The following is a 26296-nucleotide window of genomic DNA, read 5'->3' on the forward strand; positions in this document are numbered from 1 at the left end:
ACCCTACGATGCTACGATTCTTGGCACTGCTTAAACCGCTCGCAGCGCCTCTTTCGGCGTTTCGCGGATCAGCGCCTCGAGATCGCTCTGCTCCAGCGTCTCCTTCTTCAGCAGTTTCTTCGCCGCTCGATCCAGAATCGCGCGGCGCGCTTTCAGAATGCCCTGTGCCCGCTCGAATACATGATCGACAATGGAGCGTACTTCCTCGTCGACCGCAGCGGCGGTCTCGTCGGCATAGTCGCGTTCGCGAACGGGGTAGGGCCGGTCGGCACCGGCGAGGAAATTGCCGGGGTCACGTTCGTAGGCGACGCCGCCGAGCTTTTCCGACATGCCGTAGCGCGTCACCATGCTGCGGGCGATATCGGTGACGCGGCGAAGATCGTCGGCAGCGCCGGTGGAGAGATGATTGAACACAATCAATTCCGCCGCGCGGCCGCCAAGCAGCACCGCCATCTTGTTTTCCAACTCTTCCTTAGTCATCAGGAAGCGATCTTCGATCGGTCGCTGAATGGTGTAACCGAGCGCGCCGACGCCTCTCGGAATGATCGAAACCTTGTGCACGGGATCGACGCCCGGCAGCGACAGCGCGATCAGTGCATGGCCCATTTCATGATAGGCGACGATCTCGCGCTCCTTTGGATTGAGCAGCCGGTTCCGCTTCTCCAGTCCGGCCACCATGCGCTCGACGGCATTGTTGAAGTCGGTCATGGCCACCGCGGTGGCGCCGCGGCGCGTCGCAAGCAGGGCGGCCTCGTTGACCAGATTGGCGAGATCAGCGCCGGTGAAGCCCGGCGTGAGCGCCGCAACCGCCTCCGCATCGACACTTGGATCAAGCTGCACCTTCTTCATATGCACCTTGAGAATTTCAATGCGGCCCTTCTTGTCGGGGCGGTCGACCAGCACCTGGCGGTCGAAACGGCCGGCGCGCAGCAAGGCCGGATCGAGGATTTCCGGCCGGTTGGTTGCAGCCAGAATCACGAGGCCCGAACGCGAGTCGAAGCCGTCGAGTTCGACGAGCAACTGGTTGAGCGTCTGCTCCTTCTCGTCGTGCCCGCCCGCAAACGGCCCGATGCCTCGCGCGCGGCCGAGCGCGTCGAGTTCGTCGATGAAGATGATCGCCGGCGCCTTCTGATGCGCCTGCTGGAACAGATCTCGCACCCGCGCAGCCCCGACGCCGACGAACATCTCGACGAATTCCGAACCGGATATCGAGAAAAACGGCACCTTGGCCTCGCCAGCGACGGCCTTGGCCAGCAGCGTCTTGCCGGTGCCGGGCGGACCGACCAGCAGCACGCCCTTCGGCATGCGTCCGCCAAGCCGCCCGTAGTCGGTCGGATTTTTCAGGAAATCGACGACCTCGCGCAGCTCGTCCTTGGCTTCGTCGACACCGGCAACGTCGGAAAAATTCACACCGGTATTGGACTCGACATAGATCTTGGCCTTGCTCTTGCCGATCGCCATCAGTCCACCGCCGAGGCCGCCACCTTCCGCGGCGCGTTTGCCGATGTACCACCACAGGCCGAAGAACAGGAGCACCGGCATGACCCATGACAGGAGGTCACGCAGGAAAGTGCTCTCGATCTGGCCGGTGAATTTTACGTTGTATTTCTCGAGCTCTTGCGCGGTCTCCTGATCGACGCGGGTGGTGACGAACTGTTTTTGTCCACCCGATAGCGGCTCCTTCAACGTGCCCTGCACGGTGCGGTCGGAGATGCCGACGGTCGCGACCTTTCCCTGCTTCAGCAATTGCTGATATTCGCTGTAGGGGATGACGGCGATCTGGCTCGCCGCAGAGAAGAAATACTGGATCAGCAAGATCGCAAAGATCGCGGCGACCGCATATCCGACGTTGAAGCGCATCTTGTTGTTCATGTCAGAACTCCGGGCGAACATCCTCGCTAGGAAGCCGCGCCGGGGTATTCGCCCGATCCCAAAAAGTCGGTGGCGACATCTGGATTGCGGCTCTCTGACAATGGGAACAGGGAGGTTTGGTTTCAATGGCGATTACGGGCTGCTTGCGCGACAAATCGCGCTACCTAGATCATGCATGGCAGCAGCCTTTGGTGCGCCAACAAGTCTCTGAAAGGGCAGAAACTTTCGGCCAGCCGGGGCGTTTGGTCACGCGGACATCCCAACGGGCTGAAAGCCCGGCTTCCCGCTTTCGCTTCCTTCCAGGCAAGCGGCATTCAAATGAGTGATCGATGAACCGTCGCTTTGCGCTTTCCCTGGCCGTCATTGCAGCCGTGTTGCTGGCGTTGACGATTTCCAATATCCGCTACAGCCCCTGGACCAATACTTCAGCTCGCAGCGTCGACCAGCGCGGGCCGCTGTCCGACGCCGAGCGCGCGAACATCGAACTGTTCGAGCGGGTCTCGCCATCGGTCGTACAGGTCGCCGCGCGATCTGCCGCCGCCAATCCACTGACCGAGGAAGACGGCGGCGAAGCCGGCGCGGGCGCTGCTTCGGGCACCGGTTTTGTCTGGGATAATGACGGCCACATCGTCACCAATAACCACGTCGTCCAGAACGGTCGGGAGGTCGCGGTGCGCTTTGCCTCGGGCGAAGTAGCTCGCGCCGAAGTCATCGGCGTTGCGCCCAACTACGACCTTGCAGTGTTGCGGATCAGGAGCGCACGCAAGTTGCCGCCGCCGGTGGCGCTGGGCAGTTCAAGCGAACTCAAGGTTGGTCAATCGGCGTTCGCGATCGGTAATCCCTTCGGGCTCGATCAATCGCTGACCAGCGGCATCATCAGTGCGCTCAAGCGCCGGCTGCCGACCAGCAGTGGCCGTGAGATATCGAACGTGATCCAGACCGACACCGCGATCAATCCCGGCAATTCGGGCGGGCCCTTGCTGGATTCGGCGGGGCGGCTGATTGGTGTCAATACCGCGATTATCTCGCCCTCGGGCTCCAGCGCCGGCATTGGATTTGCTATTCCGGTCGACATCGTCAACCGCGTGGTCCCCGAACTCATCAAGAACGGTCGCGTGCCGACGCCCGGGATCGGCATTGTCGCCGCCAGCGAGGCCGTCTCGACCAGGCTGGGCGTCGAGGGGGTGATCGTGGTGCGTACCGCGCCCGGAAGCCCGGCCGAGCGCGCCGGCATCCGCGGCGTCGATTTCGGCTCGGGTGCGCTCGGCGACGTCATTGTCCAGGCCGACGGCAAGCCGGTGCACCGGCTTTCCGACCTGACCGACCAGATCGAGCAGATCGGTGCCGGCAAGAGCATCCGCATCAGCCTGAAGCGGGGTTCGCAGACACGCGACATCACCATCGACATCGTGGATATCGGACGTAGCTGATTTCTCCTTACCAATTGCAGGGATCGCACCCGTCTGCGGCCCCCGCGCGGACTCGCTGGCGTATTTATTGCAGGCATTTTCGCAATGAATTGAAGGCGTTGCCTCCAGCGGAAAAACCGCTAAAACCCCGCCCGATCCGACAAGAAGCTCGAAGGACAAACTGATGAACATTCTTCCCGGCAATATGCGATTTGGCGCGGGCCAGCCGGTCAAGCGTTTGGAAGACCAGAGACTGCTTACCGGGAAGGGACAGTTCATCGACGACAAGCCCGAGGAAGGCGCGCTGTGGCTCTATCTGCTGCGCTCGCCGCATGCTCACGCGAAGATCGTCTCGATCGATGCGGCGGCTGCGGCCGGGATGCCCGGCGTCCACGCCGTCTACACCGGCGCCGATTTGATCAAGGACGATATCGGCACCATTCCAACGCTCGCCATTTTCAAGCGGCCGGACGGCTCGCCGATGACGGTGCCGCCGCGGCGGCTGCTAGCCCACGAAGTCGTGCGGTATGCCGGCGAGGCGGTGGCTGCGGTGATAGCGACCTCGCGGGTGCTGGCGCAGACCGCAGCCGAAGCGATCGCGGTCGATTACGAGGTGCTGCCTTCGGTGGTCGATCCCCTGGAAGCAGTCAAGCCCGGTGCGCCGGTGGTGTGGCCGGAGGCGCCGGACAACATCGTCGCGGCCATGAGCTACGGTGACGCCGCCAAGGTCGAGGAAGCCTTTGCCAAAGCGGCACATGTGGTCTCGCTCGATCTGGTCAGCCAGCGGCTGGTCCCTTCCGCGATGGAGCCGCGCTCGACGATTGCCGAGATCGAGAAGAACACCGGACGTCTGATCCTGCACGTGCAGTCGCAGACCCCCGGCTCGACCCGGGACCTGCTCGCGGAATCGATTCTGAAGCGGCCGAAGGACAGCATCCGCGTGCTGGTCGGCGATATCGGCGGCGGCTTCGGCCAGAAGACCAGCCTCTATCCCGAAGACGGCATTGTTGCTTACGCTGCGACTAAACTGAACAGGAAGATCCGCTGGCGCGGCGAGCGCACCGATGAGTTCGTCGGCGGCACCCATGGCCGCGATCTCACCTCGACTGGCGAATTCGCGCTCGATGCCAAGGGCCGCGTGCTCGCCTATCGCGTGCGCTCGATCGGCGGCACCGGGGCGTATCAGTCGGGAACGGCGAACATCATCCCGCTGGTGCTCGGGCCGTTCGTGCAGACCGGCGTCTACGACCTGCCGCTGGTGCATTTCGAGGTGAAGTCGGTGATGACCAACACCGCACCCGTTGGCGCCTATCGCGGGGCGGGACGACCGGAAGCCGTGTTCATCGTCGAGCGGCTGATGGATGCCGCCGCGCGCCAGATCGGCATGGATCCGCGCACCATCCGCAAGGTTAACTACATCAAGCCGGCGCAACTGCCTTATACCAACGCCGTCGGCCAGGTGTACGATTCCGGCGCGTTTGCACAGATGTTGTCGCGCGCCGCCGAGCTTGCGGACTGGGACGGCTTTGCTGCGCGCAAGAAGGCGGCAAAGAAGAAGGGCCTGCTCTACGGGCGTGGCCTCACCAGCTATATCGAATGGACCGGCGGGCGTGCGCACACCGAAAAGGTCAGCCTGCATGCGACCGCGGAAGGCCGCGTCATCCTGCATTCCGGCACCATGGCGATGGGGCAGGGCCTGCAAACCACCTATTCGCAAATGGTATCCGACGCGCTCGGCATTCCCCTGGATAAGATCGACGTCGTGCAGGGCGATACCGATCTCGCTACCGGCTTCGGCAGCGTCGGCTCGCGCTCGCTGTTCGTCGGCGGCACGGCCGTCGCCGTCTCGGCCAATGACATGATCCAAAAGGCGCGCGAGAAGGCTTCGAACGTGCTGGAGACGTCGGTCGAGGATATCGAATATCGCGACGGCTGGCTGACGGTGGTCGGCACCGACAAGCGCATCAGTCTGTTCGAGCTCGCCAGGAACGAAGACGGTGCGTGCCTTAGTGTCGATTCCGAAGGCGAGGTGGATGGGCCGAGCTGGCCGAACGGCACGCATATTTGCGAGGTCGAGATCGACCCGGAAACCGGCGTCAGCAAGGTGGTGCGCTACACCACGGTCGACGACGTCGGCATCGCCGTCAACCCGATGCTGGTGACCGGACAGGTTCACGGCGGTGTTGCCCAGGGCATTGGGCAGGCCCTCTATGAGGGCGTCGCCTACAGCGAGGAAGGTCAGTTGTTGACCGCGAGTTACCAGGACTATTGCATACCGCGCGCCGACGACATTCCGCCGATCGTGGTGACGCTCGACGATTCAGCGCCGTGCCGCACCAATCCGCTTGGCGCCAAGGGCTGCGGCGAGTCCGGCGCCATCGGCGGCCCGCCCTGCGTTACCAACGGCGTGATGGATGCCTTGAGCGAACTCGGCGTCAAGCAGCTCAACACTCCGCTGACGCCGGCCAAGGTGTGGCGGGCGATCAGGGATGCGAGGGCGGCGGGATAATCCAAGGTCGTCATTCCGGGGCGCCCGCAAGCGCGAACCCGGAATCTCGCGCCGCAACTTCGAGGTTCTCCGGTGCGCAATTGCGCACCATGGCTCGATGCTACGCATCGGCCCGGAATGACATCGAAAACATGCAGCTCTCATGCAATCACTCTGATATTTTGGGTCGAAATCGTACAGGGAGAGTTCGATGCGCAGACTTTTGACCGTGCTGGCAGCGCTGGCGACATTGAGCCTGACCAATTGCGGCTACAACGCGATCCAGACCAATGACGAGCAGGTCAAGTCGGGCTGGTCGGAAGTGGTCAACCAGTATCAGCGCCGCGCCGATTTGATCCCGAACCTCGTCAATTCGGTGAAGGGATTTGCGCAGCAGGAAAAGGACGTGCTGCAGGGCGTCACCAATGCCCGCGCCAAGGTCGGCACCGTCCAGGCGACGCCGGAGGTGCTGAACGATCCCGCCGCGTTCCAGAAATTCCAGGCCGCCCAGGGCGAGCTGTCGAGCGCGCTGTCGCGGCTGTTGGTCGTCACCGAAAACTATCCGCAGCTCAAATCGGACGCGCTGTTTCGCGACCTGATGGCGCAGCTCGAAGGCACCGAGAACCGCATCACCGTAGCGCGCAACCGCTACATCAAGGCGGTGCAGAACTATAACGTCGGCATCCGCACCTTCCCGAACAATCTGACGGCGATGGCGTTCGGCTACAAGGAGAAGCCGAACTTCACGGTCGAGGACGAAAAGGCGATCTCGACGGCACCGAAGGTGGATTTCAATCCGACGCCGGCGCCCGCGAAGTAGCGGCTGAAAAGACCACAGCGATGAACGCTGCAAGAGCTTCCCTTCTTGCACTGCTGCTGTGCTGGACGTGTTCGGCGCTGGCGCTCGTCGCGGTACCGCCGCTGACGGGCCGTGTCGTCGACCAGACCGGCACGCTGGCAGCCGGCGACGTCGCCGCGCTGAGGCAGCAACTGAAGGACCTGGAGACCCGAAAGGGCAGCCAGATCGCGGTACTGATCGTGCCGACCACAGACGGCGAGGCGATCGAGCAGTTCGCGCTCCGGGTTGCGGAGGCCTGGAAGATCGGTCGCAAGAAGATCGACGACGGCGCACTGCTTGTGGTCGCCAAGAACGATCGTCGCTTGCGCATCGAGGTCGGCTATGGCCTCGAAGGCGCGCTCACCGACGCCACTACCAAGCGCATCATCGACGAGGAGATCACGCCAAGATTCAAAAGCGGCGATTTTTCCGGCGGCGTTTCGGCAGGCGTCAAACGGATGATCGGGGTCGCCAATGGCGAGAAATTGCCGGAGCCGGAACCGCCGCACTGGCACGACACCGGCCTGCTCGGCAATATTGATCCGTTCAATCCGCTGATCCTCGGCTTCGTATTCGTAGTCGGTGGCGCGCTGCGGGCTGCACTCGGCCGGCTCGTCGGCTCGGCGGCAGCCGGCGGCTTTGTCGGATTTCTGGCGTGGCTGTTCGTTGGTGACATCGGCGCGGCCTTGGCCGTCGGCGTGCTTGCCTTCCTGATCGCGGCATTTATCGATCTGATGCCATCCGGCGGCAGTCGCGGCACCGGAGGAAGCTGGTCAAGCGGCGGCAGCAGTTGGGGCGGCAGCGGCAGCAGTTCGAGCGATAGCGGCAGTTTCAGCGGCGGCGGTGGCAGCTTTGGCGGCGGCGGCGCATCGGGGAGCTGGTAGCATGAACATCAGGCGCATCGGCAGGCATCTCCTTGAACACCGCTGGCGGCTGCAACGCATCTTTCCGCCGGCGTCGCTGGCTCGGATCGAACAGGCAATCAAGGCAGGCGAAGCCATTCATTCCGGACAGGTCCGCTTCGTCGTCGAGGGCGCCCTCGACGGCGTACCGCTGTTTCGAAACCAGCCCGCGCGCGAGCGCGCGCTGGATGTCTTTTCCCAACTGCGCATTTGGGATACCGCGTACAATAACGGCGTGCTGATCTATCTGTTGCTCGCCGATCGCGACGTCGAGATCGTCGCCGATCGGGGCATCAACGCCAAGGTCGGCGCCGCCGGCTGGGAAACGATCTGCAGGGAGATGGAATCCGATTTCAGGGCAGGGCATTTCGAGCGCGGCGTGATCAAGGGCATCGAGGCGGTGTCGCGCGAGCTGGCGGCGCATTTTCCGCGAAGCGGTGGCGGAGCGAATGAACTGCCGGATGCGCCGGTGGTACTGTAGCTTGCTACCACTGCCCTAAACCAATGGATAGTCGGCTCCATCCGTTCCCATAGTGTGAGCCTACCTCGGGACGGGTTGGCCATACCTGCATCCAATGGCATCAGCCGGCGCTGGGTGTTACCGATGATGCAGCAAGCGGAATGCAAAGCAACGGAACCGGACCCGCGAGCCGGCAGTTGCGAGATAAGGTCGGCGGCGTAGCGCCCGCCGGCCTTTTTCTTGGGCGGTGAGCGAATTGCTGGACCTTGCGCGTGACGGGTCAGTCGTCGAGCTTGTTGAGGTCGCGCACCGACTGCATGATCGGCTCGAAATTCGCACGCGCATCCAGCGCGTCGAACAATTGCGCGGTGTCCGACAACAATGCGTGCGAGCGTCGGATCGCGATCCGCACATCCTCTTGCGGCGTATCGGATAGCCGCCCGTGGCCTGACAGCAGGATCTTGGAGTCGAGCCCCTTCAGCCGCTCCAGCGACTGGATGTAGTCGGCAATGCTGCCGGAGCCGAACACGCCGCCCATCACGCCGCCGGGCATCAGCGTGTCAGAGGCGAACAGCAATCCCTTGTCCTGGTCGAACAGGGTGATGCAGGCCGAGGTGTGGCCTGGCGTATGCATCACGTTGAGGCGGAAATTGCCGAGGTCGATCAGATTGCCTTCTTCCAGCCAGAGATCGATATTGATCGGCACATTCGGCTCGTTGAACATCTTGCGCAGCATCGAGAAGTCATCGCGCAGCATGATCTTGTTGGCGGCGAGCCGGTGCGCGGCGATGAAGGCGCAGCCGTGGAAATGATAGGCCGCGCCGATATGGTCGAGATGCTCATGGCTCAGCACCACCATGTCGATATCGTCGGGCTTTACGCCGATATGGTCGAGCGACGTTAATAGGCACGGATAGTTCGACGACAGCCCGACATCGATCAGGATGGTGCGCGAGCTGCCACGCACCAGATAGGCGTTGGCTGCGCGATTCTTGAAGCGTACCTGATAAACGTCCTCGGCCGCCTCGATCAGCGTACAGACCGCGCTGTCGAGCAGCGTCTTGAAGGGACTTGGTCGGCGCTCGCTCATGAAGCGGCCGCGGCTTTGTAGGCGACGGTGTTGGAGGCCCGCAAGCGCTTGCTGAGCGCATCCATGATCATCAGCGCAAAGGCGGGCTGCTGGCTGACCAGGTAGACGAAGCGGGCGTGATTGATCCGCATGACGCGGGTGTTGGGGGTGGCCGCAATGGCGGTTGCCGAACGGGACGAACCGTCAATCACCGCCATCTCGCCGAAGAACTCGCCCTTGCCGAGCGTGACGATGACCGTCTTGCTGGCGCCGTTCATCTTTGCGATCTCGACCTTGCCGTCGAGCACCACGAACAGTTCCCGCCCGGTCGAGCCTTCCTCAAAAATGACGTCATCTACATCAAACTCGTTGATGCATTTCTCGATGGTCATGGCGGCCCTCCTGCCTTCTGGCTGGTCGGTTGCGTCCATGTTAATCGGGAAACAGACCGGCGCAAACCGAACCGGCGAGGATGCCGCAGGACAGCAAAGGGACTTAGGAGTTGGGCCTGACCCGGATCCCGGCGGCCCAAAACCCGGTCGGATGAGTTCCTAAAATTTCGGTAAGGCCCGGTCCGGTAACGATTTGGCAAGCAATAAAAGTTACCAAATGGTCAATCAATTCTGGAGAATCCAACGTGAGCGATCAGCAACCCCAGCCCATCAGCGGTGAAACTGGAACCCTTGGCGCCGGGCCGGCTGCTCCCGACATGGCTGCACAGGACGAGCCGGCAATGGCCGCGACGGAGGCCGGGCCGGCAAGACTCGTACCCGAGCAGGAGGAAACAGCGCCAAAGACTGACGCGCCCAATGTCGAGACCGTCAAGATGGAAGCGCCGAAGGTCGAGGCACCCAAGGCTGAAGCCACCAAGATCGATGCTGTAAAGCCTGAGGAGCCGCGCTTCCCCGACAACGTGACGATCATGTCTCCCGGCGAGCGCGTTGGAGCGGAAGCAAAGGCCACGCCGGCCGAGGGGGTGTCCGGCAAACGACGGATCGGAGCCATGGCTGCCGTGGTGGCGCTGGCGACGGTGGCGGGCGCGCTCGGTGGCGCGCTGGCAACTGCAGGCGTCGGAAAGCTGATGGCCGGAGATTCGACCCAGGCGTCCGCAAAGGATAGTGCGCTCGAAGCCTCGGTGGCGCGACTCGATGCGGAGATCGTCGCACTGAAAGCCAGCCTTGAGCATGCTTCCAAGACGACGACAGGCCAGCTCAACAAGGCGAGCGACCGCCTCGACAAAGTCGAGAAGGCGCAGGCCGAACCCGCCGCCAAGCTCGCCAAGCTCAGCGAGGCCGTCGACAAGCTCCGCGCCGCTCAGGCGTCTGTGACGACCGCTGCTGCCGCGCCGGTTGCTGCGAAGGAGAAAGACGTGACCGGTACGATTCCGCAGCAGGCCGCTGCGGTGACGGCGCCTGCCCCTGCGCCCACGGCTTCACCCAGGCCCGAGGTGGCCCGGCTGCCGACCGTCGAAGGTTGGATATTGCGGGACGTCGCCAACGGCAGCGCCCTGATCGAGAGCCGCCGCGGCATGTACGAAGTCTATGCCGGCGATCCCGTGCCCGGTCTTGGCCGTGTCGACGCCATCCGCAGGCAGGACGGCCGCTGGGTGGTCGTGACCAGCAAAGGCCTGATCGTCGCCCGTTGACACGCCGACAAGCGAACAGAGAAGGCGCTTCACAGCGATGTGAAGCGCCTTTTTTCTTGAATAGGCCTCTTTGCGCGGTGTTAGTTGAGACATGAGCCGTGCGCCCCGAATTCTCGTCATCGTATTTGCTCTGCTGTGCGGTGCCTTGCCGGCGCGTGCGGCACAAGATGCGGCGCTCGATCGCGGTACCGCCATCACCGATCCCGCGACATTGCGCGAACTCGATGACGGCAAATTTCGGCTCGATCGCATGTTGTTGCCGGAGCGATCGGCTGACACCCCGCTCGCCAACAGCGAACTGTTCGCCGTGCCGTCGATGGTGCCGGTTCGGCAGGCGATCGACGGCGAGTTCGATCGCTATGTCGCGCGGCACGGCGTGAGCCTGCCGAAGGAGACGATCGGCGTCGGCGACGGTTTTGATTTCCAATTGTTCGACCGCGCGCTGGCTTATTCGGCGGATACCCGGTTCGTGCTGGCCGGCATCGTCAACCGCATGGACCGCACCTATGCCGCGGAAGCAAGCTGCGGCGAGATCCGCTTGATCTATCGCCTGACGCGGGTCCACAAGGCAGCCGGCGATGACGCTTCACCGCCACGGCTGCCGATGACGCTGAACCTTGTGCTGAAGGCGAAAGGCGAGGGTTCGGCGATCACCTGCTCCGAAATCGCAGATCGCTGGCTCGCGGTACCGCCCGCCGGGACAGTGGCGGCAACGGATGGCCGGCTCGACCTGATCGACTATCAAAACATCGACCGCATCGAGACCAATCTGCAAATCGCGCACGCGCCGAAATCTTCGGTTCGCGACTTTCGCACCGACTATCTGTTGAAAGTGTTTCGCTACGATCGGAGCGCACGTGCATTCATGGAAGCGCCGATGGAGAACCAAATCGACCGCGCGCGGCTGCTTGCCGACGATGACCTCAAGCGCGAGTTCAGGGTTTGGCTGCTCGATCCCAACAATCTCGCCGCGTTCGATCGCGGCACCTTGCTGATCCCGGAGAAATTCCTCGCCACCAGCGCGATTGCGCCAACGCCGGTCGGATTTGATCCATCGGACCTCGAGCCCGAATTCGGACTGGTGCACGGCGAGGGCGCCGCATTCAGCGAGGCCGAAGTCGTGGCTGCGCTGAGGAAGGCCGCGGAAAGCGGTGTGAGGTTGCAGAACATCCGCTCGCTTGCCGGGTTCGAACGGCGGCTCAACGACGTGACCTGCTCCGGCTGCCATCAGACGCGTGGCATCGGCGGCTTTCACTTCCCCGGCGTCGACTGGATGGCAGACAAGCCGTCAAATTCGGCCGTCGTCCCGGCATCACCGCATTTTTTCGGCGACCAGGTTCGCCGCCGCGATATTCTCGCAAGCCTGCACGACGGCAAGCCGCCGGACTATTCGCGCGGCTTCGCCGGCCGTCCGCAGTCGCGCGGCAGCGCCGAGCTTGCCGGCACCAATTATCTCGACGGCTGGGGCGCACATTGCTATGTGCAGGGCAAACCGGCCACCAACAATGACGCGAGTTTTCGCGACTGGACCTGCGCCGAGGGCCTGAGCTGCCAGGCCGCCGGCAAGACCTCGCGGATCGGCATGTGCTTCGTCAAAAGCCGCTAACAGTCACTTGGCGTAATGCGTCAGGCGCTTGCCGGGTAGCAGATCGTAGGCTGATTTCCAGCCCGGCAATTGCGCCATGCGCTTCAGCCACGCGTTGATGGCGGGATGGCTCACGGCCAGATCGTAGCCGGTCTCGTCGGCGGGATAATGCAGATAGGCCATCATCGAGATGTCGGCCACCGTCGGCCGTTCGCCGATGGCGAATGCGTTCTTCTGCATGTGCTGTTCGAGGATCGACAGGAAGTCGTCGAGACGTCTGCGGAAATGCTTCAGCACGTGCTCGTCCGGCGACGGCGTGAACGCGCGGTAATAGCGGTAGGTCGCCATGTAGCCGGTGAGCTTGTGGTTGTCCCAGAACAGCCAGCGCAGCACGTCGAACTGCTCCTGCTCGGTCTCGCCGCCGAACCGGCCAAACTGCTTTGCCAGCTTGAGCAGGATCGGCGCGGTCTGCGTAAGGCGTTCGCCGTCCACCTCCAGCACCGGGATTTCGCCCATTTCGTTGACGTCGCGCCGCCATTCCGGGGTGCGGGTGATGCCGCCGCCGAAATCGGTCCAGACCGGCTCGAAGCGCTCGCCACACAGCGTGAGCATCAGCGCGAGCTTGTAGCTGTTTCCCGACTCCGGAAAATAATGCAGTCGATAGCTGGGCATGGCTTGCTGCCTCACGCGATCGCGCCGGAGGCACGTAACTTGCCGATTGCGGCTTCGTCATAGCCGGCGTTGCGCAGGATTTCGTCGCTGTGCTCGCCGATGCCCGGCGGTTTGCGCGGCTGGACCTTGCGGCTGCCGTCGACCCAGATCGGGCTGTTGATCGTCAGCATGGTGTCGTTCTCGAACGGCACCAGCACCTCGTTCTCGATCATCTGCCTGTCACTTGGAATGTCGTCGAGGATGCCGACGACGCCGAACACCAGGCCATTGCCATCCAGGATCTTGCGCCACTCGGCGAGATCCTTGGTGGCGAAGACCTCGTCGAAGATCTTGATCAGCTCCAGCGACCGCGCGTGACGGTCCTTCTTGGTCTCGAACCGCGGGTCGGTGATGAGGTCCTCGCGGCCGAGGCAACGCGCCAGTGTCGGCCATTGCCGGTCTTCGTTGAGCAGTGAGAGGATCAGCCAGCGGCCGTCCTTGCACTGATAGTGATTGGTGACCGCGTTGAGCGCGCGCTCGCGCGGGCGGCGTTCGCCGAACTTCGCGCCGACCAGTTTTGCTTGCGCCAGCACCGAAGCGGCCCACACGCCGTTGGCCATCAAATTGGAGCTGACATGCGAGCCCTTGCCGGTGCGCTCGCGCTTGTAGAGCGCGGTGACGATCGCGCCGTAAAACGCCATCGCGCAGGGATGATCCCCCATGCCGGCGATCGATCGCGCCGGCGTCGTGTGTTCATCCGCGCGCACCAGGTCCATCAGGCCCGAGCGCGCCCAATAGGCGTTGGAGTCGAAGCCGGGCTTGTTGGCTTCCTCGCCCTTTTCGCCGTAGCCGGTAAAGGACGCGTAGATCAGGCGCTCGTTATGTGGCGCCAAATGATCATGGGTGATGCCGAGCCGCTGGCGCACCTGCGGCGGATAATTGGTGATGAAGACGTCGGCCTGGGCGGCCAGCCGGTGCAGCACCGCCTGACCTTCGGGCTTGGAGAGATCGAGCGCCAGGCTCTTCTTGTTGCGCCCTTCCAGCATCCACGCGAAGTTGTGCTCGCTATGCGGGTAGCCAGGCAGGTTCGGCAGGTTGCGATAGGGATCGCCGGCGCCGGGCGGCTCGATCTTGATCACGTCGGCGCCGAAATCCGACAGCACGGTTGCAGCCGCGGGCGCTGCGATGAAGCTCGCGCAGTCCAGAACCTTGAGCCCTTCGAAAATACCCTTATCCATCGTGGCGCCGCTCCGTGACGTTTCTCGATCTTGTTGAATTATCGCTGGTGCGCGATCAGGTTCAAACGTCATTTGGCGCATCTTGCAGGGTGATGCAACTACTCCCCGCCCGACATCAGCGCTGCATTTCCGCCGGCCGCAGCGGTATTGACGGTCACCGTCTGCTCGGTCGCAAAGCGCGCCAGATAGTGCGGCCCGCCGGCCTTGGGCCCGGTGCCCGACAGTCCATGGCCGCCGAACGGTTGCACGCCGACGACCGCGCCGATCATATTGCGGTTGACATAGATGTTGCCGACCTGAAGCCGCTCGATCGTATCCTCCACCGTATCCTCGATCCGTGAATGGATGCCGAGCGTCAGCCCATAGCCGGTGCGCTCGATCGATTGCAACACCTGATCGAACCGATCGGCGCGGTAACGCACCACGTGCAGCACGGGGCCGAAGATCTCTTCCGTGAGCTGGTCGGCGTTGGACAGTTCGAAAATATGCGGCGCGACATAGTTGCCCTGTGGTGCGTTACCTGCAAAGTGCACCCGGGCTTCGTTCTTCATGCGTTCGATATGCGCATCGAGCCGCTGCTTGGCCTCGGCGTCGATCACAGGACCGATATGGGTGGCCGGATCGGAGGGATCGCCGATGACGAGTTCGCGCGCTGCGCCGGCAATCATCTCGATCATGCGGTCTGCGACGTCGTCCTGCAGGAACAACAGCCGCAGCGCCGAGCAGCGCTGGCCGGCGGAGCGGAACGCCGAAGTCACGACATCGTCGGCGACCTGTTCGGGCAGGGCGGTGGCATCGACGATCATAGCATTGATGCCACCGGTCTCGGCGATCAGCGGCACGATCGGCCCATCCTTGGCGGCGAGCGCGCGGTTGATCGTCCGCGCGACTTCGGTTGAACCGGTGAAGACGACGCCGGCAATATCGGGATGTGTCACCAGCACGCCGCCGATCCGGCCGTCCCCGGCGACGAGATGCAGTGCTGACGTCGGCACGCCGGCTTCATGCAGCAGGCGTACGGCCTCGGCCGCAATCAGCGGCGTCTGCTCGGCCGGCTTTGCGACGGCCGCATTGCCTGCCATTAAGGCCGCGGTGACCTGGCCCAGGAAGATCGCCAGCGGAAAATTCCACGGCGAGATCGCAACGAAGACGCCACGGCCGCGCAGACGGAGCAGATTGCTCTCGCCCGTCGGCCCCGGCATTGCCTTGCCTTCGCCGAACAGTTCGCGTCCCCGAGCCGCATAATAGCGGCAGAAGTCGACGGCCTCGCGGACCTCCGAGATCGAATCGTCCAATGTCTTGCCGCCCTCGCGTTGCAGTAGCGCGATGTAGTATGCGGCGCGCGCCTCCAGCAGATCGGCGGCCTTCTCCAGCACGGTAGCGCGTATCTCGGCGGACGTTGCAGCCCAATGCTTGAAGCCGGCGCGCGCAGCCATGATCGCGGCATTGGCCTCGCTCTCGGTTGCATCGGCCACGCTCCCCGCCACTGGCAATCGTGCCGCAGCAATGTCTGAGACGAGCTGCGCCAGTGCCGCGCGTTCGCCGAGCTCAATTCCGCGGGAATTTTTTCGCTTCGGTCCGTAGAGATCGCGCGGCAACGGAATGTTTGGATGGCTGGCATCGTCGGCACGGCCGATGATGTCAGCCGGTCGCCGCAACAATTGCGACACGGGCACCGTCTCGTCGGCGGCGAGCGCAACAAAGGACGAATTGGCGCCGTTCTCTAATAGTCGCCGCACCAGATAGGCGAGGAGGTCGCGGTGGCTACCGACCGGCGCATAGGTGCGATGGGCGATGTCGGGACGGTCTTCACCGAGCTTCACATAGAGTGCTTCGCCCATGCCGTGCAGGCGCTGGAATTCGAATCCGTGCTGGTCCGTTGCCAGTTCGAGGATGGTCGCGACTGTCAGTGCATTGTGGGTGGCGAATTGCGGAAATAGCCGCGGCCGCATCGCCAGCAATTGCTGCGCGCAGGCGAGGTAGTTCAGATCCGTCATCGCCTTGCGGGTGAACACGGGATAGCCGTCGAGCCCGCGTTCTTGCGCCCGCTTGATCTCGGTGTCCCAATAGGCGCCCTTGACCAGCCGCACCATCAGGTTGCGGTCGAGGCTGCGTGCGAGACGATCGACGTAATCTATCACGTCGGCAGCGCGCTTCTGATAGGCCTGGATCGCGAGGCCAAATCCGTTCCAGCCCGCCAGTGAGGGATCGCCGAGCGCTGCCGCAATCACGTCGAGCGACAATTCCAGCCGGTCCGCTTCCTCAGCATCGACGGTGAAGTTGAGGTCGTAGGATTTGGCTTGCCTTGCGAGATCGATCAGGCGCGGGACCAACTCGTTCATCACCCGCGCATGGCTCACCGCCTCGAAGCGCGGATGCAGTGCCGAGAGCTTGACTGAAATGCCGGGCCGGTCGGGCAGGGGATGATCGCCGGCGATGCGGCCGATTGCCTCGATCGCGCTCGAATAGGAATTGAAATAGCGCGTGGCGTCATCGGCCGTCCGGGCGCCTTCGCCAAGCATGTCGAAGGAGTAGCGCCGGTGGCGAGAGGAATATGGCTGCGCCCGCGATAGCGCCGCTTCAATGGTCTCGCCGAGCACGAAATGGTTGCCCATCAGCCGCATCGCCTGCCGCGTCGCCGTCCGCACGGCCGGTGCGCCGAGCCGCTTGGTCAGTCGTCCGATGGTGCCCTGCGGCGTCTCGCCCGGCTGGATCACGCGGGCCGACATGCCAAGCGCCCAGGCCGAGGCATTGACCAGGAAGGCGCTCGACTTTGTCTCGTGATGAACGAAGTCGCCCTGGGCCAGCTTATCCTCGATGAACTGGTCCGCGGTACGGGCATCCGGAACCCGCAGCAGCGCCTCCGCCAGCACCATCAGCGCCAGACCTTCCTTGGTGGACAACGCGAACTCGCGCAGCATGTCCTCGACGCCGCCGAGCGGATCGTCATTGGCCCTGATCGCGTCGATCAGCGCCGTCGCCGTGCGGTCAATCCGTGCCTCCTGTACCGCATCCAGCCGCGCTGCCTGGAGCAGACGGGTGGCCATGGCGCGATCATCGGGCGCGTAGGGCGCGCTGAAGGACGGAGGGGGCGACGAGGGAATCAGCATGGGATTCTCTGGGCTGTGGCCAGCTTACCGGGGCCGGGATTGCCGGAACAGGGCGCAATCCTTCGGATTGCGCTATCGGAACGCCCGGCCGTCAGCGCCGGGGGGCGTCGACTGGCGCACCGGGAACACAGCGGGACGAAATTCCACGGTGCGAGCCGCAGATCGCGGGCTTGCCGGTTGGCAGCCCGAGGGAGCCGCGCTAATCGTCACGCACGCCGCCGCTTGGGAACTTCGCAGGGATAGATGAGAGACGCCGCTGTGCCTATATGGGGAAGCCGCACGCGGAACCGTTTCGCGGCCGTTCTTGGCGTGTTCCTTGCCGCGATGGTCGGCTCCCCGGCGGCGAGGGCCACCGGGCTGAGCGCCGCCGTCAGCTATCTCTACGAGTCGGTGTCGATCAATCCGCCGACCGCCAGGTCCATGACGGTATGCTACGGCTTCGTCTGCCGCCGCCGCGAGGTTCTTGAATTCACCGACGCCGATCGAAGGACGCTGACTCAGATCATGGCAGCGGGGCGCGCTTCGGCTGCGGCTGAACGCGCCGCCGTGCAAAAGGTGGTGGTCTGGTTCGACCGTCGCATGGGACCGATCCTCGGCACCGACAAGCGCGTGGCGAAGGCAGATTTCCGCTACTTCGACGACAAGCATAATTACGATTGCTGGGACACCACACGAAATACCACCAGCCTGTTGCTGGTGCTGCAGGAATGGGGCCTGTTGAAGCATCATGCAATCGGCGATCCGCGCTATCGCGGCAATACGCTGGTGTTGCAGACGCCGCACAACACCGCCGTGCTGGTCGATCGCGCCACCAAGATGGAATGGGTCGTCGATCTCTGGCCGCGCGGCTATCTGCAGCCACCGGATGTGATGACGGTCGAGAGGTGGGTTACAGAAGATTGAGCGGCCGGTTTCGCGCAACGATCTAGCCATCGTGCGTGCAGAAGCGATGCCCGCTTCGCCGAACGCTCACAGTTTCTAAGATTTTTTAGCCCTGCTCCCGGATTTCAGTCCGAGAGCGTGCCGTCGCCGATGGCGCGCTCGCGCTAAACCTTGAGGTTCTCGGCCGAAGTCTTGCCGCGGTTGGCGATCTCTTCGTACTCGACGGTCTGCCCTTCATTGAGTGTCGAAAGACCAGCTTTCTCAACTGCCGAAATATGAACGAACACGTCCTTGCCGCCTGTCGAGGGCTGGATGAATCCATAACCCTTGGTCGGATTGAACCACTTTACCGTACCTTTAGCCATTCACGTCGTCTCCGCGGAATCAACAAAATAAACGAGCCGCCGGTCCCCGCACTAACCGGCATGCCCGCAGCATCAGGATACGCGGGTTATGGCGGGCTGAATAGCGCAAACGGACCGGCCATTTTGGCGGAAATGCCCCCATTCCCAGCCGATTCCCGTCGTTTTGCCGGTTTTGCGCCCATTTTGACGTGGCCAGGCGGCCGCCAATTCCAATTTTGGGCGGGTCGATCGACCCGCTGCATTGACGCCATATCTGCGCTTTGAACCATCATTGCCGGAGCGATTTCACGCAGCTTCGCTTTGCTCGCCGTTAATCAAAGCCGATAGTGTCCGCGCGTCAGTTACGGTACGCACGATCATCGGCTCGTTGCGTCCGCGGATCGTGACTTCCTGCACCGGCAACGCATCGGCGTCGAGCCCCGCGGTTTCGCGAACTTCGTCCGAGATGACGAGCTCGCATGCAAGACTCTTCGTCATGTCCTGCAATCGCGCCGCGACGTTGACGGGATCGCCGAGCGCGGTGAACACCATATGGTCGCGGTAGCCGATGTCGCCGACGATCACCTCGCCGCCATTGATGCCGATGCCGAAGCGGATCGGCTCGCGCAGATCATGTTCGAGAAACCTGTTCAACTCCTCGACATTGGCGGCAATCATCGCCGCCGCCCGCAACGCCTGGCGGCAGGCTTCCTGCCGGCTGGTGGAAAGCCCGAACAGCGCCAGCATGCCGTCGCCGACGAACTGGTTCGGCATGCCGGCGCACGCGAGCACAGCCTGCGACACCGCGCCGAGGAAGCGGTTGACGATGAACACCGTGTCGAACGGCAGGCGCTTTTCGGCCAATTGGGTAGAGCCGCGCATGTCGACGAACAGGCTGACGAGGTAACGCTCCTGCCCGATGCGCGTCGGGTTCGACTCGTGACCATCGGCGGAGGTGTGCGGCAGGAAGAGCTGGAAGAAGGAAAGGTCGGACGGGGGCCGTAGCTGGCAGGCCAGACGGATGGAGGGATCCGAGGTGCCGACCCGGCCAAGCACGAACGCCTCGCGCTGCGACGGCCTTGGCAGATCGCTGCAGTCGCCGATGATGCGGATGCGGCAGGTCGAGCAGCGCGCCCGGCCGCCACAGACGCTGGCGTGCGGCACGTTGTTGCGCAGGCTGGCTTCGAGCACGCTGAGACCCTTGGGAACGCGCACCGTGCGGCCATTGCCGTAGGAGAGGTTGATCATGCCGCGACGGCGCTCATTGATCGCGCGGGCGCCGCGTGCCAGCAGCGCGATGCCGATCAGGCCGAAATAGCCGAACAGGAAATAATCGGTGATGCGGTCGAGCGCGCGTGCTTCCGCGCGGGTGCCGATCTGGCGCACCGACTGGGTTTCCGCACGCCATTCGTCACTGTCGAGCTCGATGACCATGCGTCCGCTCTGGTAGAAGCCGAGCATCGACAGCGTCGGTATCAGCACCGCCGCGGCGAGCAGGTACGGCGCGGCGCGCTTGTAGAACGCGCGCATGCGCAGCCAGAGGTACAGTCCGATGCAGCCATGGACCCAGGCGATGGTCATCACCGCGAGCATCATCCAGATCCGCCATGGCGCCCAGATCCAGTACAGGAACAGGATCTGCGGATAGAGCCTTTCATGTCCGAACAGCGTCTGGCCGAGCCTGATACCGATGACATGGGCAATGATCAGCATCGGTATGCTGAGGCCGAGCGCAAGCTGCAGCGGCTCGATCGCCTTCCAGCGGAATTGCCGGCGCTCATAGAGCGCCCAGATGCCGAGCGCGGTGTGCACCAGGCAGGCGGTGTAGAACAGGATCGTGACAGGAAGGAATTGCCAGAACGCGGTGTGGATATAGACGCCGGTTGCCAGCGCCTCCAGCGAGATGTTGCCGAGCGCGTGGTTGAGGAAATGGCTGACCAGATAGGCGAACAGTATGACGCCGCTGACAAGGCGGACCTGCCGCGCGCTGATGCCGCGGAGCAAGGTCGTGATCCGTTCTCGGGAGACGGTGGCCATGCGATCTATGGGGTCAATAATGGGCAATATTAATGCGTAATTCCGCCGATGAATACCATCTCCCGTCGCCCCTGCCTTGTGCGCAATTGCGCACTTGGCGCAGGGACGACGACCAGCTTTTTCCCGTTGCGGCAGGTTGACACTCTAGGGGCGGTCGAGGAGAAAGCGCCGTGACGATTGCCCCGCCCGATAAGAGCCAAGCCAGTTCCGCCGCGCCGCCATGGCTTGCGGTGATCCTGCTGATCGCAGTGCTGATGGCGATGCGGCTGGTCTATGCCGGCGTGCTCGAGCTGCGCACCGACGAGGCCTATTACTGGACCTGGTCGAAGGAGAGCGCGTTCGCCTTCCTCGATCATCCGCCCGGCATCGCATGGCTGATCCGGTTCGGCACGGCGATTTTCGGCGATACCAATGTTGGTGTGCGCTTCGGCGGCATCGTCGCCATGCTGGTCACGCAGCTCCTGCTCGCCGACATCGTCCGGCGCGTGACGCATGATGCACGCGCTGTCATTTTCGCCCTGCTGTTGCCGGAGGCCGCGCTGTATTACGGGCTGCTGATGGCGAAGGTCGCGCCCGATACCGCGATGATCCCCTGTGCGGTCGCGATGCTGTGGGCGCTGGTGCGGCTCAACGAGAGCGGCAACCCGCGCTGGTGGCTCGCGGCCGGGCTGTTCGCAGGGCTGGCGCTGCTGTCGAAATTCACCGCGATCATGCTGCTGCCGGCGGTCGCAGCATTTGCATTGCTGCCGGACTGGCGGCGGCGCTGGCTGCTCAGTCCGTATCCTTGGGCAGCGGCGCTGATCGCAGTGATCGTGTTTTCGCCGGTCCTGGTCTGGAACGCGCAGCACGACTGGGCCTCGTTCCGTTTCCAGTTCGTGCGCGCGGTCGCGACCCATCAATTGTCGCTCCGCACGGTCGGCGAATTCATCGGCCTGCAATTCGGTCTCGTCGGCTTCGTGCTGCTGCCGGTGGTGCTGTCCGGCGTGGCGCTGACGGCCTGGCGCGGCTATCGCACGCGCGAGCCGGTCGCGATCCTGCTCTCGACCGCCGTGCTGGTGCCGTTCCTCTATTTCCTCTGGAAGTCGCTGACGCTGCGGGTCGGCGACACCTGGCCGATGTTCCTGTGGCCCGCCGGCTTTGCCGCAACCGCCATCAACCTCGTCATGCTGCCGCGCGAGGGGTTTGCGGAATGGATGGTCAAATCGACGTTCCGGTGGGCGAGGGTAGCCGTCATTTCCGGCATCGCCTTCGTGGTCTGCGTGTTCTTCTATTACGTGGCAGCGCCCTGGAATCTGATCGGCCGGACCGATCCCGTCGGAGGCGAGGCGGGGTATGAACAGGTCGTGGCGCGCGCCCGCGAGCAGTTGCGAGAGACCGGCGCGAGCTGGATCGCCACATCGGACTATCGCACCTACGCAATGCTGCGCTGGTATTTCAACGGTCAGGTGCCAGTCGTCCAGATCAACGAGCGCGGACGGTATCAAGGTTTTCGCGATCCGGGCATGAACCTGATCAAGGGTCATTCCGGCCTCTATGTCGCCCGCGAACCCGACCATCGGCTGCCGCTGTGGGATCTCACAGGTGCCAAGCGCGAGCCGCTGCAGCGCGTCGAGCGCGTCTGGCGCGGCACGGTGATGGATACGTATGCATTGGAGAAGCTCACCGGCTGGACGCCGGAGCTTTCGCCGCCACCGGATTCCCCGCTGTTTCGCTGGCGCGTGCTGGCTACGGCGCAGGGTGGGGGCGTGACACGCGCCGCACACTCGACTGTCATTCCCGCGCATGCGGGAATCCAGTACGCCGAGGCTTCTCGGTTCAATCACTGCTGTCTCTGGAATAGTGGATCCCCGCCTTCGCGGGGATGACGACTGAATATGATGCAACGATCTCGCGACGCATCTCGCCCGAGGTTTGCTTCTTCGTTCGCCCTCTTTCGAGTCTGAGGGCGCAGGGAAGACCGGGTGCGCGCCGCACCCGCGGTCTCGTGTGCTGCTTGCGCATCAAGAAAATGCACACGAGCATACAGGTTCGGCGGAAACACTCCGGCCTTCCCTGCGCAATGGCTTTACGGCTTACTTCGTGCTCTCCCCGGAGAACGGCTTTATTGCCTCCGTCGCCCCCGAGCAGCTTTCGCTTCTCAAAGGACTTAACGCCAGCACCGCGGCGCCCGAACCACACGACTTCGCCGTACGCTTACCGCGCGCAACGTCTCTCGCGCCATCCGCGTCCATCGCATCCCACCGCGCGTTCGTGACGTTCGCGAGCGCCCCTCATCTGCGGTCAGACGGGCGGAGTTATGCGACTGATTTGGGTGCGAACGAAAGCGGAATATTTTTGATTTGCGGGCTTGACACGATTTCTGAAAATCAGAAGTGATTTGCCCCGTCGGACAAGTGACATACGTGGAAGGGCGGCCAAAGCGACAGCGTGCCTACGATCAAGCAGCGTGCTCGATTGACAGATGGTGGGCGCGGCGCTGTCGCACCTTTGCCCACCCCACGAACGCTCACGCCTCGTCGTCTCGCTTGCTTAAAAGGTCCTTCGCCAGGTCCGAGAGCGCGGGCCGCGGCAGTGCCGTGAACGGCAAGGGGCGCGTCACGTCGATCGCGGCTAGGCCGAGCCTTGCGGTGAGCAGGCCATTGAGCACGCCCTCGCCGAGCCGCTGCGAAAGCCTAGCGGCGATGCCGTGGCCGAGCATCTGCTGCACCAGGCTGTCGCCGACCGCTATGCCGCCGGTGATCGCGAGATGGCCGATGACCTGGCGCAACAGGCTGATCATGCCGAGCGTGCCCGGCCGGCCGCCATAGAGCCGCGCCAGTTGCCGGATCAGGCGCATCGCGGCGACGAACACAAACAGGACGTCGATCAGCGCGCGCGGGCTGACGGCGGTCACGACCGAAACGCGCTGCGCGGCCGTTGAAACGAGCCGGCGCGCTTCCTCATCCAGCGGCGCCAGCAATTCGCGCTCGGCGAGCTTGATCATGTCGGCGCCGTCGATGATGTCGTCGGCATGGCCGGCAAGCGTGGCGCGGGCGCGCGCCAGTTGCGGGTTCTGATGCGCGAGCTTGAGCAGGTCGCTGACGACGGCACGGCTCTCGGCACGGTCGTCGCTGCGCAGCACCTCAATGGCGCGCTGATGCAGCTTCTCGATCGCCGCCAGCCGCGCCAGCCCGAACGCCTCCCGGCCGATGACGACGGCCAGCGCCAGCCCGGCGGCGACAGCAAAGACAAACGCGACGTAGCCGAAGGTCTGGCTGCGCGCGAACAGATCCTCGATCAGATTGACGATGCCGAGTCCCGTACCCAGCAGCACCAGGCCGCCGACGGCCGACCAGAACAGCCCGCCCCAGCGAAAGCCGCGGCGCGTCGGGACAAGCGGTGCATCGATCGGCACGGGCAGCAGCACGGGATCCGGCTCCGGCGTGATCTGCACCGTACCGCGGGCAGGACGGCCGGCTTCGTCCTGGTCGATTACGACCACGTTGGGATCGCCGAGCTTGAACGTCGCCGGCCGCCGATGCGGCGTTTTCTCGCTCATTGCAGTCGGTCTCCAATCAGGAACTGAAGGGCGCGGTCGAGGCGGATGTGAGGCAGCGCGGGCTCTTCCTTGGCGGTGCGCTCCAGCAGCGGCGGCCGGAAACGCAGGAAGCGGAAATCGGCACTTTCGGATGGCGTGCTGGAAAGCCCGCGAAAGCTCCCCTTGAACAACGCGTCGGGATCGGCGGGCAGGTCGCCCGGAAAGGTCGCAACTTCGGTTTCGCCGTCGAATGTATCGCCATTGGCAGTCTCGCCGGGCGCAGGCGTGCCGAGGATCGACGGCAGCTTGTCCCGGCCGCGCGACACCATCGCCTCGCGCGTCGCGCGCACCGCGGCAAGCGCGACGACGTCGATGGCGGCGCCGGCATATTCGGCACGGTCGGCCGCCTTGGCGACCGCGCGCCGCAGCACCGCTTCCAGCCGGTCGTGGCTGGAATGGTGCAGGTGATCGGCCTTGGTGGCCGCAAACAGGATCCGGTCGATGCGCGGACGAAACAGGCTGCTCAGGATGGTGCTGCGGCCGACGCGGAAGCAATCGAGAATGCCTGCGAGCGCCGCTTCGAGATCGTGCAGCGCCTCGGGGCCGGCATTGAAGGCGGCGAGCGCATCGACCAGCACGATCTGCCGGTCAAGCCGGGCAAAATGATCACGGAAGAACGGGCGCACCACGACGTCCTTATAGGCCTCATAACGCCGGCGCATCATCGCCCACAGCGAGCCGTCGGGAGCGGCGCCGTCGACCGCCACGTCGAGCGGCGCAAACGTCAGCGCCGGCGTATCGGCGAGATTGCCCGGCATCAGGAAACGCCCGGGCGGCAGCAGGCTCATTGCAAACCGTTCGTCGCGGCAGGCGCGCAAATAGTCGGTGAACAGTCTGGCCGCGGCGAGCGTCGCCTGTTCATCCTCGCGGCTTTCGGGGGACAGCGCCGCCAGGTGCGCGTGCCAGGGTTTCGCCAGCTTGGCGCGCGGGCCCTCGCGGGACAACGCAAGGCTCTCCGCCGACCACTGCTCAAAACTCTTGTTGAGCAGCGGCAGGTCGAGCAGCCATTCGCCGGGATAGTCGACGATGTCGACGGTGAGCGTGCGGTCCGCGCCGTTGTGCCGCTGGTAGTCGATGACGAGCCGCAATTCAGAGATGTCCGTGGTCGAGTTCGGCCAGTGCCGTTCCTCGACCAGGGTGCGGACGTGGTTCTCATAGGCGAAGCGCGGTACCGCATCGTCCGGCTGGGGCGCAAGCCGGGCGCCAGCGATGCGTCCCGAGGCATAGGGCTCGAACACCGGAAACCTGCCGCCGCGGGTCAGGCCGTGGATCAACGCCGTGATGAACACGGTCTTGCCGGCGCGTGACAGTCCGGTGACGCCGAGCCGCACGGTCGGATTGAAGAAGCTGTCGCCGTAATCCAGCAGTGCTCGCGCCGACAGGCGCGCTTCTTCGACGAGATCTGAAAAACTGGGGACCATGCGGACGAGAAACTCGATGAGAGCCGTTGGTGTGGAATTACCGGAGAAGTGGCGATTGACGCCACGAAATCAAGCGCTTGTGATCGCCTGACGAGGGGAAATCCCCGGGATATCTGGCGGTTACCGGCAGCACGAAAATGCCACGGCGACGGGATACTGGCATCATCAGCGCAAGCGCATGGCGTCGGCCTTCACGCCGGCGGCGTGAACGGTTCGTTGACCTCGGAAGACCTATGTCCTAATCGCACCCTCTCAGCTTCTCGCGGACCTGCATGACCATCTTCAAACTGAAACAATTCGCCTCGACATCCATCCATGCGGCGGCTGACGCCATGCATTGGAATTACGACCGCGCCGAGCTGATCGCCGATGGTGTCGTCCACATCGTCGGCGTCTGTTTCGGACTTATCGCCGCCACCGTGCTGATCGTGTTGACGGCGGTCTATGCCGGCGCGTTCGAAATTACCGTGGTGTCGGTCTACGTCGCAGGCCTGCTCGCGATGCTGACGTTGTCGGCGATCTATAATCTCTGGCCGGTGTCGCGCGCCAAATGGGTGCTGCGCCGCTTCGATCATTCGGCGATCTATCTCCTGATCGCCGCCACCTATACCCCGTTCATTGTGGAACTCCGGGAGAGCCATCTCGCGATCGCGCTGTTGATCGGCGTGTGGTGCGTTGCGATCGCCGGCGTGGTGCTGAAGCTGGCGCTGCCGGGGCGATACGATCGGTTGGCCGTCGGGCTCTATCTCGCCTTGGGCTGGAGCGGCG

General features: G+C 63.7%; 21 protein-coding genes. 11 read left to right on the forward strand and 10 right to left on the reverse strand.

Annotated elements, in window-relative coordinates:
* Positions 1-30: 30 nt before the first annotated feature.
* The gene (gene ftsH / locus HCN50_RS12575) at positions 31-1872 is read right to left on the reverse strand and encodes an ATP-dependent zinc metalloprotease FtsH (RefSeq protein ID WP_171709937.1); all 1842 of its coding nucleotides are present in this window, start codon (positions 1870-1872) and stop codon (positions 31-33) included.
* Between the two features lie 329 nt (positions 1873-2201).
* Between ftsH and HCN50_RS12580 the strand changes: the two genes are divergently transcribed.
* From HCN50_RS12580 to HCN50_RS12600, 5 genes are all read left to right on the forward strand, one after another.
* Entirely contained in the window at positions 2202-3302 is a 1101-nt protein-coding gene (locus HCN50_RS12580; protein ID WP_171709938.1) for a S1C family serine protease, read from the forward strand.
* 163 nt (positions 3303-3465) lie between these two features.
* Positions 3466-5790 (forward strand): xanthine dehydrogenase family protein molybdopterin-binding subunit, encoded by a 2325-nt coding sequence (locus HCN50_RS12585; RefSeq protein ID WP_171709939.1) that lies wholly within the window; start codon positions 3466-3468, stop codon positions 5788-5790.
* Positions 5791-5980: 190 nt separating this feature from the next.
* The gene (locus tag HCN50_RS12590; RefSeq protein ID WP_171709940.1) at positions 5981-6589 is read left to right on the forward strand and encodes a LemA family protein; all 609 of its coding nucleotides are present in this window, start codon (positions 5981-5983) and stop codon (positions 6587-6589) included.
* Between the two features lie 20 nt (positions 6590-6609).
* On the forward strand, positions 6610-7491 hold the full coding sequence (locus tag HCN50_RS12595) for a TPM domain-containing protein (protein ID WP_171709941.1): 882 nt from the start codon (positions 6610-6612) through the stop codon (positions 7489-7491).
* Position 7492: 1 nt separating this feature from the next.
* Positions 7493-7990 carry a TPM domain-containing protein gene (locus HCN50_RS12600; RefSeq protein WP_171710009.1) on the forward strand — a complete coding sequence of 166 codons (498 nt, stop codon included), beginning with the start codon at positions 7493-7495 and terminating at the stop codon, positions 7988-7990.
* Positions 7991-8249: 259 nt separating this feature from the next.
* Here the strand turns inward: HCN50_RS12600 and HCN50_RS12605 are convergent, their stop codons facing one another.
* A complete protein-coding gene (locus HCN50_RS12605) occupies positions 8250-9059 on the reverse strand; it encodes an MBL fold metallo-hydrolase (RefSeq protein WP_171709942.1) in 810 nt (269 codons plus the stop codon).
* Complete coding sequence (locus tag HCN50_RS12610) at positions 9056-9430, reverse strand: Crp/Fnr family transcriptional regulator (RefSeq protein ID WP_171709943.1); 375 nt, start codon at positions 9428-9430, stop codon at positions 9056-9058. The genes HCN50_RS12605 and HCN50_RS12610 overlap by 4 nt, the downstream gene beginning before the upstream one ends.
* A gap of 245 nt (positions 9431-9675) precedes the next feature.
* On the opposite strand from HCN50_RS12610, the gene HCN50_RS12615 reads away from it, so the two are divergent.
* Positions 9676-10683, forward strand: a complete 1008-nt coding sequence (locus HCN50_RS12615; RefSeq protein WP_311968035.1) for a hypothetical protein — start codon at positions 9676-9678, stop codon at positions 10681-10683.
* Between the two features lie 91 nt (positions 10684-10774).
* A complete protein-coding gene (locus HCN50_RS12620; RefSeq protein WP_171709944.1) occupies positions 10775-12289 on the forward strand; it encodes a hypothetical protein in 1515 nt (504 codons plus the stop codon).
* Positions 12290-12292: 3 nt separating this feature from the next.
* Here HCN50_RS12620 and HCN50_RS12625 read toward each other — a convergent pair whose 3' ends face one another.
* From HCN50_RS12625 to putA, 3 genes are all read right to left on the reverse strand, one after another.
* Positions 12293-12940, reverse strand: a complete 648-nt coding sequence (locus HCN50_RS12625) for a glutathione S-transferase family protein (protein WP_171709945.1) — start codon at positions 12938-12940, stop codon at positions 12293-12295.
* 11 nt (positions 12941-12951) lie between these two features.
* Positions 12952-14157, reverse strand: a complete 1206-nt coding sequence (locus tag HCN50_RS12630; RefSeq protein ID WP_171709946.1) for a CaiB/BaiF CoA transferase family protein — start codon at positions 14155-14157, stop codon at positions 12952-12954.
* 98 nt (positions 14158-14255) lie between these two features.
* A complete protein-coding gene (putA, locus tag HCN50_RS12635) occupies positions 14256-17261 on the reverse strand; it encodes a bifunctional proline dehydrogenase/L-glutamate gamma-semialdehyde dehydrogenase PutA (RefSeq protein ID WP_171710011.1) in 3006 nt (1001 codons plus the stop codon).
* A 249-nt stretch (positions 17262-17510) separates the two neighbouring features.
* On the opposite strand from putA, the gene HCN50_RS12640 reads away from it, so the two are divergent.
* Entirely contained in the window at positions 17511-18170 is a 660-nt protein-coding gene (locus HCN50_RS12640) for a hypothetical protein (protein ID WP_171709947.1), read from the forward strand.
* Positions 18171-18313: 143 nt separating this feature from the next.
* Here the strand turns inward: HCN50_RS12640 and HCN50_RS12645 are convergent, their stop codons facing one another.
* Together HCN50_RS12645 and HCN50_RS12650 are read right to left on the reverse strand one after the other, a co-directional pair.
* Positions 18314-18514 carry a cold-shock protein gene (locus tag HCN50_RS12645; RefSeq protein WP_057836919.1) on the reverse strand — a complete coding sequence of 67 codons (201 nt, stop codon included), beginning with the start codon at positions 18512-18514 and terminating at the stop codon, positions 18314-18316.
* Between the two features lie 285 nt (positions 18515-18799).
* Complete coding sequence (locus HCN50_RS12650; protein WP_171709948.1) at positions 18800-20530, reverse strand: adenylate/guanylate cyclase domain-containing protein; 1731 nt, start codon at positions 20528-20530, stop codon at positions 18800-18802.
* Between the two features lie 254 nt (positions 20531-20784).
* Between HCN50_RS12650 and HCN50_RS12655 the strand changes: the two genes are divergently transcribed.
* Both HCN50_RS12655 and HCN50_RS33075 read left to right on the forward strand, forming a co-directional pair.
* Complete coding sequence (locus HCN50_RS12655) at positions 20785-22395, forward strand: glycosyltransferase family 39 protein (RefSeq protein WP_171710012.1); 1611 nt, start codon at positions 20785-20787, stop codon at positions 22393-22395.
* A gap of 121 nt (positions 22396-22516) precedes the next feature.
* Complete coding sequence (locus HCN50_RS33075; RefSeq protein ID WP_210264880.1) at positions 22517-22906, forward strand: hypothetical protein; 390 nt, start codon at positions 22517-22519, stop codon at positions 22904-22906.
* A gap of 130 nt (positions 22907-23036) precedes the next feature.
* On the opposite strand, the gene HCN50_RS12665 is transcribed toward HCN50_RS33075, so the two are convergent.
* Both HCN50_RS12665 and HCN50_RS12670 read right to left on the reverse strand, forming a co-directional pair.
* A complete protein-coding gene (locus tag HCN50_RS12665) occupies positions 23037-24068 on the reverse strand; it encodes a YcjF family protein (RefSeq protein WP_171709949.1) in 1032 nt (343 codons plus the stop codon).
* Positions 24065-25528: a YcjX family GTP-binding protein gene (locus HCN50_RS12670; protein WP_171709950.1), complete on the reverse strand. Its 1464-nt coding sequence runs from the start codon at positions 25526-25528 to the stop codon at positions 24065-24067. The genes HCN50_RS12665 and HCN50_RS12670 overlap by 4 nt, the downstream gene beginning before the upstream one ends.
* Before the next feature lie 272 nt (positions 25529-25800).
* Here HCN50_RS12670 and trhA point away from each other — a divergent pair.
* A partial coding sequence (gene trhA, locus HCN50_RS12675; RefSeq protein ID WP_171709951.1) for a PAQR family membrane homeostasis protein TrhA occupies positions 25801-26296 on the forward strand: 496 nt, incomplete at its 3' end.

This window comes from Bradyrhizobium archetypum (assembly GCF_013114835.1).
Classification (GTDB): Bacteria; Pseudomonadota; Alphaproteobacteria; order Rhizobiales; family Xanthobacteraceae; genus Bradyrhizobium; species Bradyrhizobium archetypum.

Bases quoted from the DNA above. Each gene is read 5' to 3' on its own strand.
- HCN50_RS12630 (WP_171709946.1), bottom strand. From the start codon at position 14,157: ATGGATAAGGGTATTTTCGAAGGGCTCAAGGTTCTGGACTGCGCGAGC.
- HCN50_RS12620 (WP_171709944.1), top strand. From the start codon at position 10,775: ATGAGCCGTGCGCCCCGAATTCTCGTCATCGTATTTGCTCTGCTGTGC.
- HCN50_RS12605 (WP_171709942.1), bottom strand. From the start codon at position 9,059: ATGAGCGAGCGCCGACCAAGTCCCTTCAAGACGCTGCTCGACAGCGCG.
- HCN50_RS12590 (WP_171709940.1), top strand. From the start codon at position 5,981: ATGCGCAGACTTTTGACCGTGCTGGCAGCGCTGGCGACATTGAGCCTG.
- HCN50_RS12625 (WP_171709945.1), bottom strand. From the start codon at position 12,940: ATGCCCAGCTATCGACTGCATTATTTTCCGGAGTCGGGAAACAGCTAC.
- HCN50_RS12580 (WP_171709938.1), top strand. From the start codon at position 2,202: ATGAACCGTCGCTTTGCGCTTTCCCTGGCCGTCATTGCAGCCGTGTTG.
- HCN50_RS12585 (WP_171709939.1), top strand. From the start codon at position 3,466: ATGAACATTCTTCCCGGCAATATGCGATTTGGCGCGGGCCAGCCGGTC.
- HCN50_RS12645 (WP_057836919.1), bottom strand. From the start codon at position 18,514: ATGGCTAAAGGTACGGTAAAGTGGTTCAATCCGACCAAGGGTTATGGA.
- HCN50_RS12600 (WP_171710009.1), top strand. From the start codon at position 7,493: ATGAACATCAGGCGCATCGGCAGGCATCTCCTTGAACACCGCTGGCGG.
- HCN50_RS12670 (WP_171709950.1), bottom strand. From the start codon at position 25,528: ATGGTCCCCAGTTTTTCAGATCTCGTCGAAGAAGCGCGCCTGTCGGCG.
- HCN50_RS12665 (WP_171709949.1), bottom strand. From the start codon at position 24,068: ATGAGCGAGAAAACGCCGCATCGGCGGCCGGCGACGTTCAAGCTCGGC.
- ftsH (WP_171709937.1), bottom strand. From the start codon at position 1,872: ATGAACAACAAGATGCGCTTCAACGTCGGATATGCGGTCGCCGCGATC.
- HCN50_RS12595 (WP_171709941.1), top strand. From the start codon at position 6,610: ATGAACGCTGCAAGAGCTTCCCTTCTTGCACTGCTGCTGTGCTGGACG.
- HCN50_RS12655 (WP_171710012.1), top strand. From the start codon at position 20,785: ATGGCGATGCGGCTGGTCTATGCCGGCGTGCTCGAGCTGCGCACCGAC.
- HCN50_RS12610 (WP_171709943.1), bottom strand. From the start codon at position 9,430: ATGACCATCGAGAAATGCATCAACGAGTTTGATGTAGATGACGTCATT.
- HCN50_RS12640 (WP_171709947.1), top strand. From the start codon at position 17,511: ATGAGAGACGCCGCTGTGCCTATATGGGGAAGCCGCACGCGGAACCGT.
- HCN50_RS12650 (WP_171709948.1), bottom strand. From the start codon at position 20,530: ATGGCCACCGTCTCCCGAGAACGGATCACGACCTTGCTCCGCGGCATC.